Source organism: Sphingomonas sp. PP-CE-3A-406 (assembly GCF_003688625.1).
GTDB lineage: Bacteria > Pseudomonadota > Alphaproteobacteria > Sphingomonadales > Sphingomonadaceae > Sphingomonas.
In genome coordinates, this window is sequence record NZ_RCWY01000001.1 from 151646 (window position 1) to 165241 (window position 13596).

Annotated in this window: 12 protein-coding genes; 7 read left to right on the forward strand and 5 right to left on the reverse strand. The window is 66.6% G+C overall.

What is annotated here, in order from left to right:
* Positions 1-85: 85 nt before the first annotated feature.
* The 5 genes from C8J44_RS00585 (at position 86) to C8J44_RS00605 (ending at position 4875) form a co-directional block, all read left to right on the forward strand.
* Positions 86-877, forward strand: coding sequence for an RMD1 family protein (locus tag C8J44_RS00585; protein WP_259466630.1), 792 nt, complete (start codon positions 86-88; stop codon positions 875-877).
* A 251-nt stretch (positions 878-1128) separates the two neighbouring features.
* Positions 1129-1536 carry a DUF4126 domain-containing protein gene (locus C8J44_RS00590; RefSeq protein ID WP_259466631.1) on the forward strand — a complete coding sequence of 136 codons (408 nt, stop codon included), beginning with the start codon at positions 1129-1131 and terminating at the stop codon, positions 1534-1536.
* Positions 1536-2918 (forward strand): FAD-containing oxidoreductase, encoded by a 1383-nt coding sequence (locus C8J44_RS00595; RefSeq protein WP_121902956.1) that lies wholly within the window; start codon positions 1536-1538, stop codon positions 2916-2918. Before C8J44_RS00590 ends, C8J44_RS00595 begins: the two co-directional genes overlap by 1 nt.
* Positions 2915-4570, forward strand: a complete 1656-nt coding sequence (locus tag C8J44_RS00600; RefSeq protein ID WP_121902957.1) for an FAD-dependent oxidoreductase — start codon at positions 2915-2917, stop codon at positions 4568-4570. The genes C8J44_RS00595 and C8J44_RS00600 overlap by 4 nt, the downstream gene beginning before the upstream one ends.
* A complete protein-coding gene (locus C8J44_RS00605) occupies positions 4570-4875 on the forward strand; it encodes a UBP-type zinc finger domain-containing protein (protein WP_121902958.1) in 306 nt (101 codons plus the stop codon). The genes C8J44_RS00600 and C8J44_RS00605 overlap by 1 nt, the downstream gene beginning before the upstream one ends.
* Here C8J44_RS00605 and C8J44_RS00610 read toward each other — a convergent pair.
* Together C8J44_RS00610 and C8J44_RS00615 are read right to left on the reverse strand one after the other, a co-directional pair.
* Complete coding sequence (locus C8J44_RS00610) at positions 4866-6089, reverse strand: MFS transporter (protein WP_121902959.1); 1224 nt, start codon at positions 6087-6089, stop codon at positions 4866-4868. The genes C8J44_RS00605 and C8J44_RS00610 overlap by 10 nt on opposite strands.
* Positions 6090-6099: 10 nt before the next feature.
* Entirely contained in the window at positions 6100-7134 is a 1035-nt protein-coding gene (locus tag C8J44_RS00615) for an aldo/keto reductase (protein WP_121902960.1), read from the reverse strand.
* Positions 7135-7221: 87 nt separating this feature from the next.
* Between C8J44_RS00615 and C8J44_RS00620 the strand changes: the two genes are divergently transcribed.
* Entirely contained in the window at positions 7222-8142 is a 921-nt protein-coding gene (locus tag C8J44_RS00620; protein WP_121902961.1) for a LysR family transcriptional regulator, read from the forward strand.
* A gap of 199 nt (positions 8143-8341) precedes the next feature.
* On the opposite strand, the gene C8J44_RS00625 is transcribed toward C8J44_RS00620, so the two are convergent.
* From C8J44_RS00625 to C8J44_RS00635, 3 genes are all read right to left on the reverse strand, one after another.
* Positions 8342-8920, reverse strand: coding sequence for a helix-turn-helix domain-containing protein (locus C8J44_RS00625; protein WP_183128658.1), 579 nt, complete (start codon positions 8918-8920; stop codon positions 8342-8344).
* Between the two features lie 116 nt (positions 8921-9036).
* On the reverse strand, positions 9037-9744 hold the full coding sequence (locus tag C8J44_RS00630; protein ID WP_121902963.1) for a response regulator: 708 nt from the start codon (positions 9742-9744) through the stop codon (positions 9037-9039).
* Complete coding sequence (locus C8J44_RS00635) at positions 9744-10349, reverse strand: M17 family peptidase N-terminal domain-containing protein (RefSeq protein WP_183128659.1); 606 nt, start codon at positions 10347-10349, stop codon at positions 9744-9746. Before C8J44_RS00635 ends, C8J44_RS00630 begins: the two co-directional genes overlap by 1 nt.
* 205 nt (positions 10350-10554) lie before the next feature.
* Here C8J44_RS00635 and C8J44_RS00640 point away from each other — a divergent pair, with 205 nt between their 5' ends.
* Positions 10555-13560, forward strand: a complete 3006-nt coding sequence (locus C8J44_RS00640; protein WP_259466633.1) for a sensor histidine kinase — start codon at positions 10555-10557, stop codon at positions 13558-13560.
* Positions 13561-13596: the final 36 nt, after the last annotated feature.

The following is a 13596-nucleotide window of genomic DNA, read 5'->3' on the forward strand; positions in this document are numbered from 1 at the left end:
TGAACGGGTAGGGCTTGCCCCATGATTGTGACGCGACATGGTTGATGGCGGGTCCCTGCGAACGGTAAGCGTCGGGATCAGGGAAGTGCTGGGTGCCGCGCTGCCGGGCGAACCAAGCAGGGGCGACGTGCGAGCGCTTCTGCTCGGTACGCGGGTCGACACCCGCAATCTGCGAGACTTTGTCGAACCCGAAACCCTGGACCTCTCAGGCGTTGGGGCCGCATTCGTCTTTCGCTATGGCGTTCTCGTGTTGATCGGGGCATCGGCCGAGACCGAGCGCCGGCTTATCGACCATCTTTCCAACCATATCATCGAACCTCTCGCTACGCCGGAAACGGAAACCGCCTGGATAGAAATCTGCGCCGACCGCGAAGAATCCGTGAGTGCCGACGGGCACATCCGACTGAAAGAGGCGTCGCGTGAAAGGCTGTTGCTGACGGCCACCGTGGTCGCCCGAAGCGTCGTCCTCGCGCGCGACGAAGGCCGCATCGCGGAAGCCTTCGATCGCGTCGAACCGCTCATCAACGAACTGCGCATCCATGGCCGCGCGGTCATGCCGATCCGGCGGGTCATGCAGAGCATCGGCGACGTTCTCGCGGCGCAACATCGCGTGGTCGGCCGTGCGCAGATCATGGAGAAGCCGGACCTGCTCTGGGATCACCCCGAACTCGACCGGCTTTATGGACGCCTCGAAGCCGAGTTCGAACTCGGCGACCGCGCGCGTGCGATGGAACGCAAGCTCGAAGTCATCGGCGACGCCGCCGAGTGGCTGCTCGACCTGGTGCAGGACAAGCGCTCGTTGCGTCTAGAGCTTGCCGTGATCGGGTTGATCGCGTTCGAGGTCGTCCTCAATATCTACGAGCTATGGCGTCACTGAAGGCGTTTTGCACGAACAGGTCAATTTTTGGCGCTCCAAACGGTCTGCGAAGATCGTGGCGTGGGTCTCATCTGAAAGCGTCGTCTGCTGGCGGTGTCGCCCGACATGACCACGGCGGATCGGCGATGGCGTCGCGGCCGGAAGATCGTTACGGTAGTGGTACTATGGGCCGCCGGGATGCGCGGTGCCGAGGGAGACGTCTCATGATGCTCGCGGCCTTGGTAATCGGAATAGTGGCGGGATTGCGAGCGATGATGCCGCTTGCCGCCGTCGCATGGGCAGCCAAGCTCAGGATTCTCGACCTCGACGGTAGCTGGCTCGCGATACTCGGCTGGCGCTTCACGGCCCCGGTGATCACGTTGCTCGCGATCGGTGAACTCGTCACCGATCAGCTTCCGTCGACGCCCAGCCGCAAGGCCCCCGTGCAGTTCGGCGCGCGGCTCGTCACCGGCGGCGTAGCGGGCGCGGCGCTCGGGATGGCGACCGGCGCGGTCGTCATCGGAGCGATCCTCGGCGTGATCGGAGCGGTGATCGGCACGCTCGGAGGCGCGGCGGTTCGCGCCCGCCTCGCAACCTTGTTCGGCAGCGACCGTCCGGCAGCGCTGATCGAGGACGTTATCGCGATCGGCGGCGCGCTGCTGGCGGTGGCGCTCGTCTGATGCGCAGTTTCGATGCGATCATCGTCGGGGCAGGGCAGGCCGGACCGCCGCTTGCCGGACGGCTCACCGCCAAGGGCTGGCAGGTCGCCCTGATCGAGCGCCATCTGGTTGGCGGCACCTGCGTCAATACCGGCTGCATGCCCACCAAGACGCTCGTCGCTAGCGCGTACGCGGCACACCTTGCCCGGCGGGGCGCGGATTTCGGGATACGGACAGGTGAGGTCGAGGTCGACATGCCTGCTGTCGCAGCGCGGGCGGCACGCGTCGTCGAGGACGCACGCGGCGGCAACGAACGATGGCTCTCGTCGATGGAGCGGCTGACGTTCCTGCGCGGCCATGCGCGATTTACCGGCGCCAAGACGATGATGGTCGGCGAAGAGGCGATCACCGCGCCTCGCATCTTCCTCAACGTCGGCGGGCGCGCGAACGTCCCGGCGATGCCGGGCGTCGGCGATGTGCCGCATCTCGACAATACCGACATGGTCGCGCTCGACGCGGTCCCGCCGCATCTCGTCGTCGTCGGCGGCAGCTATGTCGGGCTCGAATTCGCGCAGATGTACCGCCGTTTCGGCGCCCAAGTGACGATCGTCGAGCGTGGCGATCGATTGGTCTCGCATGAGGACGTTGACGTGTCCGACGCGATCCGTAGCCTGCTCGAAGACGAAGGTATCGTGGTCCGCACGGGAGCGGACTGTATCGGGTTTTCCCGCCACGCAGAGGGCGTCGCGGTGTCCGTGTCGTGCAAAACGGGTGAGCCTTCGGTCATCGGCAGCCACGTCCTGCTGGCGATCGGGCGTCGTCCCAACACCGACGATCTTGGTCTGGAACACGCCGGCGTCGCGACCGACGTGCGCGGCTTCATCACGGTCGACGATCGATTGGAAACCAACGTCGCGGGTATCTGGGCACTGGGCGATTGCAACGGTCGCGGCGCCTTCACGCATACCGCGTATAATGATTTCGAGATCGTCGCGGCAAACCTGCTGGATGGCGACGATCGCCGCGTATCGCAGCGTATCCCGGGCTACGCGCTCTACATCGATCCACCCCTCGGCCGCGTCGGCATGACGCAGGCGCAGGCGATCGCCTCCGGCCGGAAAGTGCTCGTCTCGAAGCGGGCGATGACGCGGGTCGGTCGGGCGGTGGAGAAGGGCGAGACCAAGGGATTCATGAAAATCGTCGCCGACGCGGAGACCCAGCGCATCCTCGGTGCGGCGATTCTCGGCACCGGAGGCGACGAGGCGATCCACGGCATCCTCGACATGATGAGCGCCGACCAGCCGATCTCGGCGCTGCGCTGGGCGGTGCCGATCCACCCGACGGTGTCCGAACTGATCCCGACGGTGCTGCTCGATCTCCAGCCACCAGAGGCCATGCCATGAGCGTCGTCGACGATCGCCGGCAGCAGATGTTTCCGACGCTCGACACCGCGCAGCTCGAGACCGCGAAGAGGTTCGCCAGTGGTCCAGCGCGGACCTTCGCCGCAGACGAACCCGTCTACGCGATTGGAGAACTCGGCGCCCCCGCGTGGCTGATACTCGCCGGCGCGATCGATGTCGTCCGCCGCGACGGGTTGAGCCACGAGGCGCCGATTACGACGCATGGTCCAGGCCAGCTGACGGGAGAAGTAAGCCAGCTTTCGGGCCGGCCTTCGATCGCAGCGGGTCGTGCAGGCGCCGAAGGCTGCACGGCGCTACCGTTCGATGCGGCGCATCTGCGCGCCTTGATGGTCGGGTCGGCGGACGTCGGCGAGGTCATCATGCGTGCGCTGATCCTGCGACGGGTCGGACTGATCGAGGAGGGTGGCGCAGGATCGATTCTGATCGGCGTGCCGGGTAGCGCCGACATCGTCCGTATCCAGGGGTTCCTGACACGTAGCGGCTACCCGAACCTCGTGCTCGATGCCTCTGCCGATGAGGAAGGGCGCGCCTTGGTCGAACGAACCGGGGTGCTACCAGGTGAACTGCCGCTGATGGTGTGCCCGAATGGCACCATCCTCAAGCGCCCGTCCGATGCAGAGGTGGCGACCTGCCTTGGCATGATCCCCGACCTCGATCCCGCGACGGTGTATGACGTCGCGATCGTCGGCGCCGGTCCTGCGGGATTGGCGGCGGCGGTCTACGCCGCGTCCGAAGGACTGTCGGTCCTCGTGGCGGACGAGCGGGCGATGGGCGGGCAGGCCGGCGCCTCCGCCCGGATCGAGAATTATCTCGGCTTTCCCGCCGGCATTTCAGGGCAGGCGCTGGCCGGGCGGGCGTTCAACCAGGCGTTGAAGTTTGGTGCGGAGATGGTGATCCCGCTCGAGACGCTGCGCCTCGAATGCGCCGCCGACCCTGCCGGTCGCGATCCGCTGACACTCGAACTGTCGGGTGATCGGCGCGTCCGATCGCGGACCGTTATCATCGCGTCGGGTGCGCGCTACCGCCGTCCCGATATCCCCGATCTGGCAATGTTCGAAGGCCAGGGCATTTCCTATTGGGCCTCCCCGATCGAGGCGAAGCTCTGCGCGGGCGAGGAGGTGGCACTCGTCGGCGGCGGGAACTCGGCGGGACAGGCGGTGGTGTTTCTCGCTGCCCGCGTATCGCACCTTCACCTGATCGTCCGTCGGCCGATCGTCGAGACCATGTCGCGCTATCTGGTCGATCGGATCGCCGCGCTCGCCAATGTGACGCTCCATGTCGGCGTCGAGATCATCGGTTTGGAAGGCGACGCAGCGCACGGTTTGTCTGCCGCGAGCTTTCGCAACCGAACGGACGGATCGATCAGCCGGTGTGCAATGCGGCACCTATTCCTGTTCATCGGCGCGGATCCCAATGCCGGATGGCTGCACGGATGCGTCGCTACGGATGACAAGGGTTTCGTCGTGACCGGTGGCAATGGCCTGCCGTTGGAAACGAGCATGTCGAGCGTGTTCGCCATCGGCGACGTGCGTGCGGGCTCGACCAAGCGGGTTGCCGCCGCCGTCGGCGAGGGTGCTGCCGTCGTCGCGCAGATCCACACCAAGCTCGCCGAACGCAGCAAGGGAGAAACCTGATGGCCGAGCGTTGCGAGCATACGGGAACGATCCGGGCCGTCACGCCCAGTGCCCGCGGGTGTGAGGAATGCCTCGCCATCGGAAGCCCGTGGGTGCATCTTCGTCTGTGTCGCGACTGTGGTCACGTCGGCTGCTGTGACGATTCCCCACACCGCCATGCCACCGCGCATTTCCACGCGACGCAGCACCCGATCATCGAGGGCTATGATCCCCCCGAGGGCTGGGGCTGGTGCTACATCGACGAGATCGAGGTTTCCCTACCGAACCAGACCGCCCAGATAGGGCCCATCCCGCGCTACGTCTGATCGACGACGATCGTTTCGGCGGTGGCGGCATTTTTTGGATAAGGCCGGCCAAGTGCCGCGGGACGCGTCCGCGATTGCAAGCGAACGCTGACGATCACGGCGACGAGCCCCAGCGCCGCCGACCCCGCGCCGGCCAGCGCGACCGCGGGGAACCCCAGCCCCGCCGCGATCACGCCGCCGCCCAGCGCGGCGCCGATCGCATTGCCGAGGTTGAACGCACCGATGTTCATCGCCGAAGCGAGGTTCGGCGCATCCGCCGCCGCGTGCATGACGCGGATCTGGAGCGGCGGGACCAGCGCGAAGCTCGCGATGCCCCACAGGAAGATCAGGATCGCAGCGGGAACCTTCAGCGGCATGAACACCGCGAATGCGACCAGGATCACCGCCAGCGAGGCAAGCGTCACGATCAGCGTCCGATCGACCGAGCGATCGGCGAACCGCCCGCCGAGCCAGTTGCCGCCCGTGAGCCCGACGCCGTACGTCACCAGCATTGCCGTGACGAAGCCAAGCGAGGCATGCGTCGCCTCGCGCAGGATCGGCGTGATATAGGTAAAGACGGTGAACATCGCGCTTGCACCCACCACTGTCAGGCCGAGCGCGCCGAGCACAGGGCCCCGGGCCAGCACCCGCAGTTCGGCTCTAGCGTCGCTACCCGCCGGTGCCGGCAAGCGCGGCAGGGTCAGGCGCAACGCCGCCATCGTCGCGACGCCGAGCGCGGCAATGCCCCAGAACGATGCGCGCCAGCCGAGATGCTCGCCCGCCCACGTCGCGAGCGGCACGCCGACGACATTGGCGATCGTCAGCCCCATGAACATCGCCGCGACCGCGCCGGCGCGCCGGTCCGCCGGCACCAGGCTGGCCGCGACGATCGAGCCGACACCGAAGAACGCGCCGTGGTTGAGCGAGGTCAGGATTCGCGCGACCATCAACATGCCGTAGCCGGTCGACACCGCCGCCAGCAGGTTGCCCGCGGTGAAGATGCCGGCAAGCACGATGAGCAATGTCCGCCGCGGCACCCGCCCGGTCGTCAGCGTCATCAGCGGCGCACCGATCACCACCCCCAGCGCATAGGCGCTGATCAGCAACCCGGCGGTCGGGATCGACACGCCGAGATCATGGGCGATGACGGGCAGCAGGCCCATCGGCGCAAATTCGGTCACGCCGATGCCGAACGCACCGACGGACAGGGCCAGCACGGCGGGATTGAATTTCATCACGTGATCCTCAGACCAGCGCCGGGTTCAGGCGGGCGAAACCCTCCTGCTGGCTGTACGGGGTATGCGGGTAGGGCGGCAGCACATCGCTCGCCGCGTCGAGCGCGGCCACGTGATCGACCGACAAGGTCCAGCCGACCGCGCCGAGATTGTCGCGCAACTGCGCTTCGTTGCGCGCACCGATGATCACCGACGCGACGGTCGGGCGACGCAGCAGCCAGTTGATCGCGACCTGCGGCACGGTCTTGCCCGTGTCCGCGGCGACCGCCTCCAACGCGTCGATCACGCGGTAGAGATGCTCGGCCTCGACCGGCGGCGCGAACTGCTCCGTGTCGTGGAGGCGGCTGCCCGCGGGGATCGGCCGGTCGCGGCCGATCCTGCCGGTCAGTCGACCCCAGCCAAGCGGGCTCCATATTAGCGCACCGACGCCTTGGTCGGCGCCCATCGGCATCAGGTCCGCCTCGTAAGCGCGGCCGATCAGCGAATAATAGACTTGATGCGCGACGAGGCGCGGCCAGCCGTGCCGGTCTGCAATCCCCTGCGCCTTCGTCACCTGCCAGCCCGGATAGTTGGACACCCCGGCATAGCGGATCTTCCCCGCGGCGATCAGCGTATCGAGCGTTCCCATCAGTTCCTCGGTCGGGGTGGATGCATCGAACGCATGAAGCTGGAGCAGATCGACATGATCGGTGCCGAGCCGTCGCAGCGAGTCCTCGACCGCGCGGACGAGACGCGCGCGCGACGCGCCCCAGTCCTGCGGTCCGTCGCCCATCGGCAGCCCGGTCTTGGTCGAGATCAGCACCTGCTCGCGCCGCCCCTTGATTGCCGCGCCGAGCACGGTTTCCGATGCGCCGTTCGAATAGACATCGGCGGTGTCGAACAACGTTACACCCGCATCGAGGCAGACGTCGACCAACCGCCGCGCCTCGGTCTCGTCGCTGCGACCCCATGCGCTAAACAGCGGACCGGTGCCGCCGAACGTCCCGGTGCCAAAGCTGAGCACGGGCACGCGAAGCCCCGATGATCCCAATTGCCGATAATCCATGTGCGTGTTCCCGATTGCGCTGTAGACGCATAGATGGCCGGTTGCGTTCGCTTTGATTAGCTGCCGGTGCGGCGAAGGATCTGTGATATGGACGCAAAGGCTGAAACATCGATGGGCGTGGGAGCCGATCGCGCCCGATCGCTGGAGGTCTTCGCCGCGGTGATGCGCGCGGGCAGTTTTTCGGGTGCCGGCCGCGCGCTGGGGCTGACGCCGTCCGCGGTTGCGCGGTCGATCGATCGGATCGAGGCACGGCTCGGCGTCAGGCTGCTCCTGCGCTCGACCCGCGCGCTGACGCCGACCGCGGAGGGACAGGCTTATTTCCAGAGCGCGCGCCGGATTCTCGCCGACCTCGACGACGCCGAACAGCAGATTGCCGACCAGGGCGCGCCGCGTGGTCGGTTGCGGGTCAGCGCTGCGCTGTCGCACGGACGCTTGTGCGTCGTCCCGCTGCTCGGCGAATTCGTCCGCCGCTATCCGCACATCGTGCTCGATTTCGCGCTGAGCGATTCGATCGTCGATGTCGCGGCGGGGCAGGCTGACGTCGCGGTCCGGTTCGGCCCGTTGGCGGACAGCCTGCTCACCGCGCGCAAGCTGGGCGAAAGCGGCCGCGTGATCGTCGCGTCACCCGCCTATCTTGCGCGCTGCGGCATGCCGCCCACGCCCGAAGACCTGCGCGATCATAACTGCTTCAATTTCAATTTCCGCCGGATCGAGCCGGTCTGGCCGTTCCGGCGCGACGGCCACGACATCGCGCTGTCGGTAAAGGGCAATATCGAGGCCAATAACGGCGAGACGGTCGCCCAACTCGCCGTCGCCGGGGTCGGGATCGCGCGTGTCGGCACGTTCAGCGTCGCCGACGATATCGCCGCGGGCCGGCTGGTCCCCCTTTTCGAGGACCTCAACCCTGGCGACGTCGAACTCATCCACGCAGTCTTCGTCGGTGGCGTCAACATGCCCGCGCGCGTCCGCGTGTTCGTCGATTTCCTCGCCGCGCGCTTGGCGGCATAGCGCGGGCAACGCTTCCTCGTGCCGTCCGCCGCCTTGTCATGCGCAAACCGTTTCAGATTTTTACGAATGCTTCCGCCGTTTCCGGCCTAAGGTAGACGCTATTTCGGGCACGGTTGCCAGCATGAGACAGGTTGGCTTGGCGGTGTGCCAGTATATCTGCAGGTCTATATGCTCGGCCTGACGTTCGCGTTGACGAGCATCAGGTCGGACATGATCGGTCTCCGGTTCGGTGATCTCGCTGAACATCGGCGTGCGAGCGTTGCCAGGTCCGTCGCCAGACGAGCGGGGTCACGCCGACCACGCGGCGGAACAGCCGGGTCAGGTGCGCCTGATCGGTCAGCCCGCAGGCATAGGCGATCTGGCTAAGCGTCTCGTCGGTCCGCAACATCAGCGTCTGCGCGCGACGCACGCGCTGACGGATCAGGAACCCGTGCGGGGTTTCGCCCGTCGTCACCTTGAAGGCGCGACAGAAATGCCCGGTGCTGAGCCGTGCGACTTCGGCCAGCGCGTCGAGACCGACCGTCGATCCCAGCCACCGCTCGATATGCTGGACGACGCCGCGCAACTGCCACGCAGCGAGTCCGCCCTTGACCGGCCCGGTTTTTCGGATCGGCTGCGGATCGTCCTCGACGAACATTGCCGCAAGCCGCTCGAGGTAATGGCGTGCGACGTGCGGATTGTGATCGAGCGTGCTGACCGCGTTTGCCAGCAGACCCGCCGCAACGGATGGTGCGAACGCGCGAGGCAGGACCGTCGCCGTTGGGGCAGTGTGCAGCATCGTCTGATCTCCCTCGCAACCTGTGCGGAGGACCATAACGGATGTGTATCGATCGGCTGCGCCCCGGCCGGGGTGGCGATCGCCCCCTCTTTAGTGGGGCGCGGTACCGCCCAGGATCAGAGCTCGATGATCCCGCGCTTGGCCGCGATCGTCACCGCGTGCGTGCGATCCGAGGCGCCGAGTTTAGCGAAGATCAGCTTCATATGGCCCTTCACGGTTTCCTCCGTGACGGCCAGCCTTGCCGCGATCTGCTTGTTGGAATTGCCCGACGCGGCGAGCGACAACACGCCGATCTCGCGCTCGGTCAGCGCATCCTCGATGACGTGGAAGGCGATGCTCGACGCGACCTGCGCGTTGAGATGCTTGCCACCGGCATGGACCGAGCGGATCGTATCGAGCAGTTCCTTGCGGAGCGTGTTCTTGAGCAGATAGCCGGCGGCCCCGGCGCGCAACGCGCGCAACGCCTGCGCATCGCCGGAATAGGTCGTCAGCACGATGATACGCGCCTGCGGCCAGTGGCTGCGCATCGCGGCGATGGTGTCGACGCCGCCGATCCCCGGCATCTGCAGGTCCATCAGGACGATGTCGGGCAGATGCGTCGGGTATAGCGCGAGCGCCTGTTCGCCGGACTCGGCCTCCGCGACGAGCGCGAGATCCGTTTGCGTTTCGATCACGGCTCTTACCCCCTCGCGGAGGAAGGGGTGATCGTCAACGATCATGATGCGGATCTGCGGCGATGACGACACGGCGAACTCATGAGGTTGGGAACTGTGAAGCGGAAACCCTGCGCCGTGTCCGATGGACGTGGCAAGCCGCCGATTCATCAGCGCACGGCCAACCGGTCGAAGGAGTCGCGGAAGACCTCCGCCACCGCTTCGAACCGTGCTGCTCCGACACAGAATAGCCAACGCGACAATGTCCCAGGTCGAGCCGGGTGTCGATCGTCGGGGAGCGCATCGAACAGCCCCGCCAGCATCGCCTCCGGTGTTCCAGCTAGACCGTCGGGGTGGAGGCCGCTGTCGAGGAGGCTTGGCGCGAACGCGGCGGACTCGGCGTCGAGGCGGATCGTTTCGCGCGCTGCCGTCGCGACCGCCTGGCGCATCACGGCCGGCGTCCACGCCGCCGGGTTGCCGAGTCCGATTGCAAGGACGGTGGTCGCCTGGATCGGTCGCGCCGGCGCCGACAGCGTCAGGACCTCGCCCGGCTCGGCACGGAATATTCCGTCGGCGCGCAACCGCGTGATCGCGCCGCCCAGTGCCGCATCGAGATTACCCAAGCCACCGCCGGGCTTGTTCCGTCCGATCTCGTAAGAGAACACCCCTGCGATCGCCACTGCGACTTCCGCGCTCACCGCATCGCGCGGCGCGACATCGATGCGAACGCCCCGCCATCTCCCAATCGCCACCGCGTCGTCTGCACGGCCATCCATCGGCGGCATCCTGTTCTCCCGTGGGTCCGATCCGGGACCTTTCCCATCGCCTAGCATAGTGACACGCAAGGATCGTGGATCGGGCTGACGGAATTTGGATAATCATGACGTTCGCTGGCGAAGCGGTCGGCATCGAAAGTCGCGTATAATCGCAACGCTTGCTTTTGGTTGTTTCGTCAGCGTAACGTAGATCATCGTCGCGGGGGTGGACATCGTCATACTATCTGCACGATCTGGCTATCTGCGCACGATCGGGCGTCGGGCAATCATCCGCCTGCTGGTGGGGATCGCCTGCTTCCTGACGCTGACGACTGGCGCATCGGCACTCGATCCCGCGCGGACGATCGCCCAACTGCGCCATTCGCGCTGGACGCTGGGCGATGGTGCGCCCGGCAATATTCGTGCGATCGCTCAAGGGCGCGATGGTTATCTCTGGCTCGGCACCGCAACCGGTCTCTACCGGTTCGACGGACTAGTTTTCGAGCGGATCGTCCCCGTCGACGCGGAGACCTATCGCTCGCCCCAGATCACCGCGTTGCTGGCTGCCCGCAACGGAGACATCTGGGTCGGCTATGACTTTGGCGGTGTCGCGGTGGTCCGCGGCGGTATCCTCAAAGGCGCCAACCCGTCGCCCCCCATCGGCGGCGTCAACCGGATCGTCGAGGGGCGCGACGGCGCGATCTGGTTCGCGGTGGAATCGAAGGGCAGGTTGGTCCTCAGCCGATTGTCGGACGGGCGCTGGTCCCGGTTCGGGGCGCGGCAGGGCATACCCGACACCGCGATCGGCGATATCCTGAGTACGTCCAGGGGGATCTATGTGTCGGCTCGTCCCCGGATGCTGCTGCTCAAACCCGGGGGCACGCGGTTCATCGACGCCGGGATCCCGATCGACACCTATACCGCGCTTGCCGAAAGTCCGGGCGGTCGCCTTTGGCAATGGAATGGCGACCGGATCCGGCCGGTGACGGGCGGGGGCAGCACGTTTCGATCGGGGCCTGTCACGACGCCCTTCGTATTCCCCAAGCCGGTGTTCGACCGTGACGGCAATCTCTGGCTGCTGGGGCAGGACACCGGGCTGGGACGACTGCCAGCCGGATCGCTCGATCGTCCCGCAAACCGCGATCCTATCCAGATGTTCACCGAGACGCAGGGGCTGACGGCATCGCTGACGCTGTCGATGCTGGAGGACCGCGAGGGCAATATCTGGGTTGGTACCGAGTCCGGGCTCGACCGCTTCTCGCCAAGCAATATCGTCCAGCCGGGGAACACCGAGGCCCTCGTATCGGGATTCGTCGGACCGACCGGCAGCGGGCCTGTCTTCGTCGCGGGGCTGTCCGGCGTGTACCGAATTGCCCGGGACGGCAAACCCGTGATGATCTTCCGGGTGGCGGATATCGGCGTGCTGTGCGGCGACAGTCGCCACGTGCTGGTTGTCAGCATGCGCGGCAAATGGCTGCTCGACATCGACCGATCGGGCAACCCTCGCAAGGTGACGTCAGTCCGCGGTCCGCTATCGATGACCTGCGCGCTGGATACCAATGGCCAGTTCTGGACGGGGGCGGACCGGGTCTACCGGGTCGCCGGTGACAGTCTCCAGCCGGTCGGTGGCGCGGCAGGCACCGCCGGCTCCACCATATCCCGGCTCCGCAGCGATGGCGCGGGCGGGGTCGTGTTCGCGCGTGTTTTCCACGGGTTTTCGCGGCTCAAGGACGGCATCGAGACCCGGCTCTGGCGGCGCGAGGATCACGTCGTCGGCTCCACCCGGACGATGGTGCCCAGCCGCCGCGGCCTGCTGATCGTCGGCGACCAGGGGCTGGCCCGCTATGACGGCCATCGACTCGCATCGCTGACCGATCGCACGTACCCGTTCCTCGTCGGGCTGACCGGCTTGATCCAGACCGCGGACGGATCGACCTGGGTGATCGGGACGACCGGAATCGTCCGGATGGCGACCGTCGCGCTGGATGCGGCGTTGGCGCATCCCGGCACGCCGCTCCCCTTCGAACGCTTCGGGTATCAGGAGGATTTTCGCGCACGCTCGAACCTGGTCGATGCGAACGACATCGCCGAGGACGCGGCGGGGCGATTGTGGTTCGCGACCAACAAGGGCCTGGCGATGATCGAACCCCGCCACGTGTCGCGCAACCGTTTGCCGCCGACCGTCCAGATCCGTTCGCTCGATTCCGGGGGCGCCGCGCTGGCGCCCGGAACGCGGCCGGTCGTGTTTCCCGCCGGCACCAATCATGTCAGGATCCGCTACACCGCGCTGAGCCTGACCAACGCGACCGCGAACCGCTTCCGGTACCGGATCGAGGGGATCGATCGCGACTGGGTCGACGCCGTCGAAGCCCGTGAAGCGCTGTATACCAATCTCGGCCCCGGCACGTATCGCTTCCGGGTGATCGCCGCCAACAATGACGGCGTCTGGAACCGCGACGGCGCGGTGATGGCCTTCACGATCGCGCCGCGTTTCTATCAGACCTACGCGTTCGTCGCGCTGTGCGTCGCCGCCATCCTGATGCTGGGGTGGCTGCTGTATCGCCGCCGGGTTCGCGCGATCGCCGATCGCACGCGTGGCCGGTTCGAGGTCCAGCTGGCGGAGCGCGAACGCATCGCTCGCGAGCTTCACGACACGCTGTTGCAGGGGTTCCAGGGGCTGATGCTGCGCTTCCAGTCGGTCGTCGAACTGTTGCCGCGCGGCGACCGTGCGCGGACCAGCCTGGAGGGCGTGCTGGAGCGGGCCGACGACGTGCTGCTCGACGGCCGGGACCGGGTCCGGTTCCTGCGCGACAATATGGAACCGGTGGTGCTGCCTGCGTTGCTGACCGCGATTACCGAAGACATCGTCGCGCCGCCGCTGACCTGGGACCTGGACGTGGAGGGCGTCCAGCGACCGGTCTGTGCACCGGTCGCCGACGAGATTGCGCAGATCGTCCGCGAAGCGCTCGCCAATGCGGTGCGTCATGCCAAGGCGGATCGCATCGGTGTCGCCATCCGATCGGGTTCCGACAAGCTTGTCATCACCGTGACGGACGACGGTGTCGGCCTTCCGTCCGGCGTTCTCGAAAAGGGGCATAGACCCGGCCATTATGGCCTGATCGGCATGCGTGAACGTGCCGTCGCGATGGGCGGAATGCTTGCGGTCCGGTCCGACCCCAAATCCGGTACGGAGATCAGCGTGACGATCCCGGCGCGGATCGCCTATCGATGAGCGGGAAGGCGACGATCGTCACCCTCCCGCCGATCG

Excerpts from the sequence above, each read along its gene's own strand:
- C8J44_RS00620 (WP_121902961.1), top strand. The coding sequence starts at position 7,222 with ATGGACGCAAAGGCTGAAACATCGATGGGCGTGGGAGCCGATCGCGCC.
- C8J44_RS00600 (WP_121902957.1), top strand. The coding sequence starts at position 2,915 with ATGAGCGTCGTCGACGATCGCCGGCAGCAGATGTTTCCGACGCTCGAC.
- C8J44_RS00635 (WP_183128659.1), bottom strand. The coding sequence starts at position 10,349 with ATGGATGGCCGTGCAGACGACGCGGTGGCGATTGGGAGATGGCGGGGC.
- C8J44_RS00595 (WP_121902956.1), top strand. The coding sequence starts at position 1,536 with ATGCGCAGTTTCGATGCGATCATCGTCGGGGCAGGGCAGGCCGGACCG.
- C8J44_RS00610 (WP_121902959.1), bottom strand. The coding sequence starts at position 6,089 with ATGAAATTCAATCCCGCCGTGCTGGCCCTGTCCGTCGGTGCGTTCGGC.
- C8J44_RS00590 (WP_259466631.1), top strand. The coding sequence starts at position 1,129 with ATGATGCCGCTTGCCGCCGTCGCATGGGCAGCCAAGCTCAGGATTCTC.
- C8J44_RS00605 (WP_121902958.1), top strand. The coding sequence starts at position 4,570 with ATGGCCGAGCGTTGCGAGCATACGGGAACGATCCGGGCCGTCACGCCC.
- C8J44_RS00625 (WP_183128658.1), bottom strand. The coding sequence starts at position 8,920 with ATGCTGCACACTGCCCCAACGGCGACGGTCCTGCCTCGCGCGTTCGCA.
- C8J44_RS00615 (WP_121902960.1), bottom strand. The coding sequence starts at position 7,134 with ATGGATTATCGGCAATTGGGATCATCGGGGCTTCGCGTGCCCGTGCTC.
- C8J44_RS00630 (WP_121902963.1), bottom strand. The coding sequence starts at position 9,744 with ATGAATCGGCGGCTTGCCACGTCCATCGGACACGGCGCAGGGTTTCCG.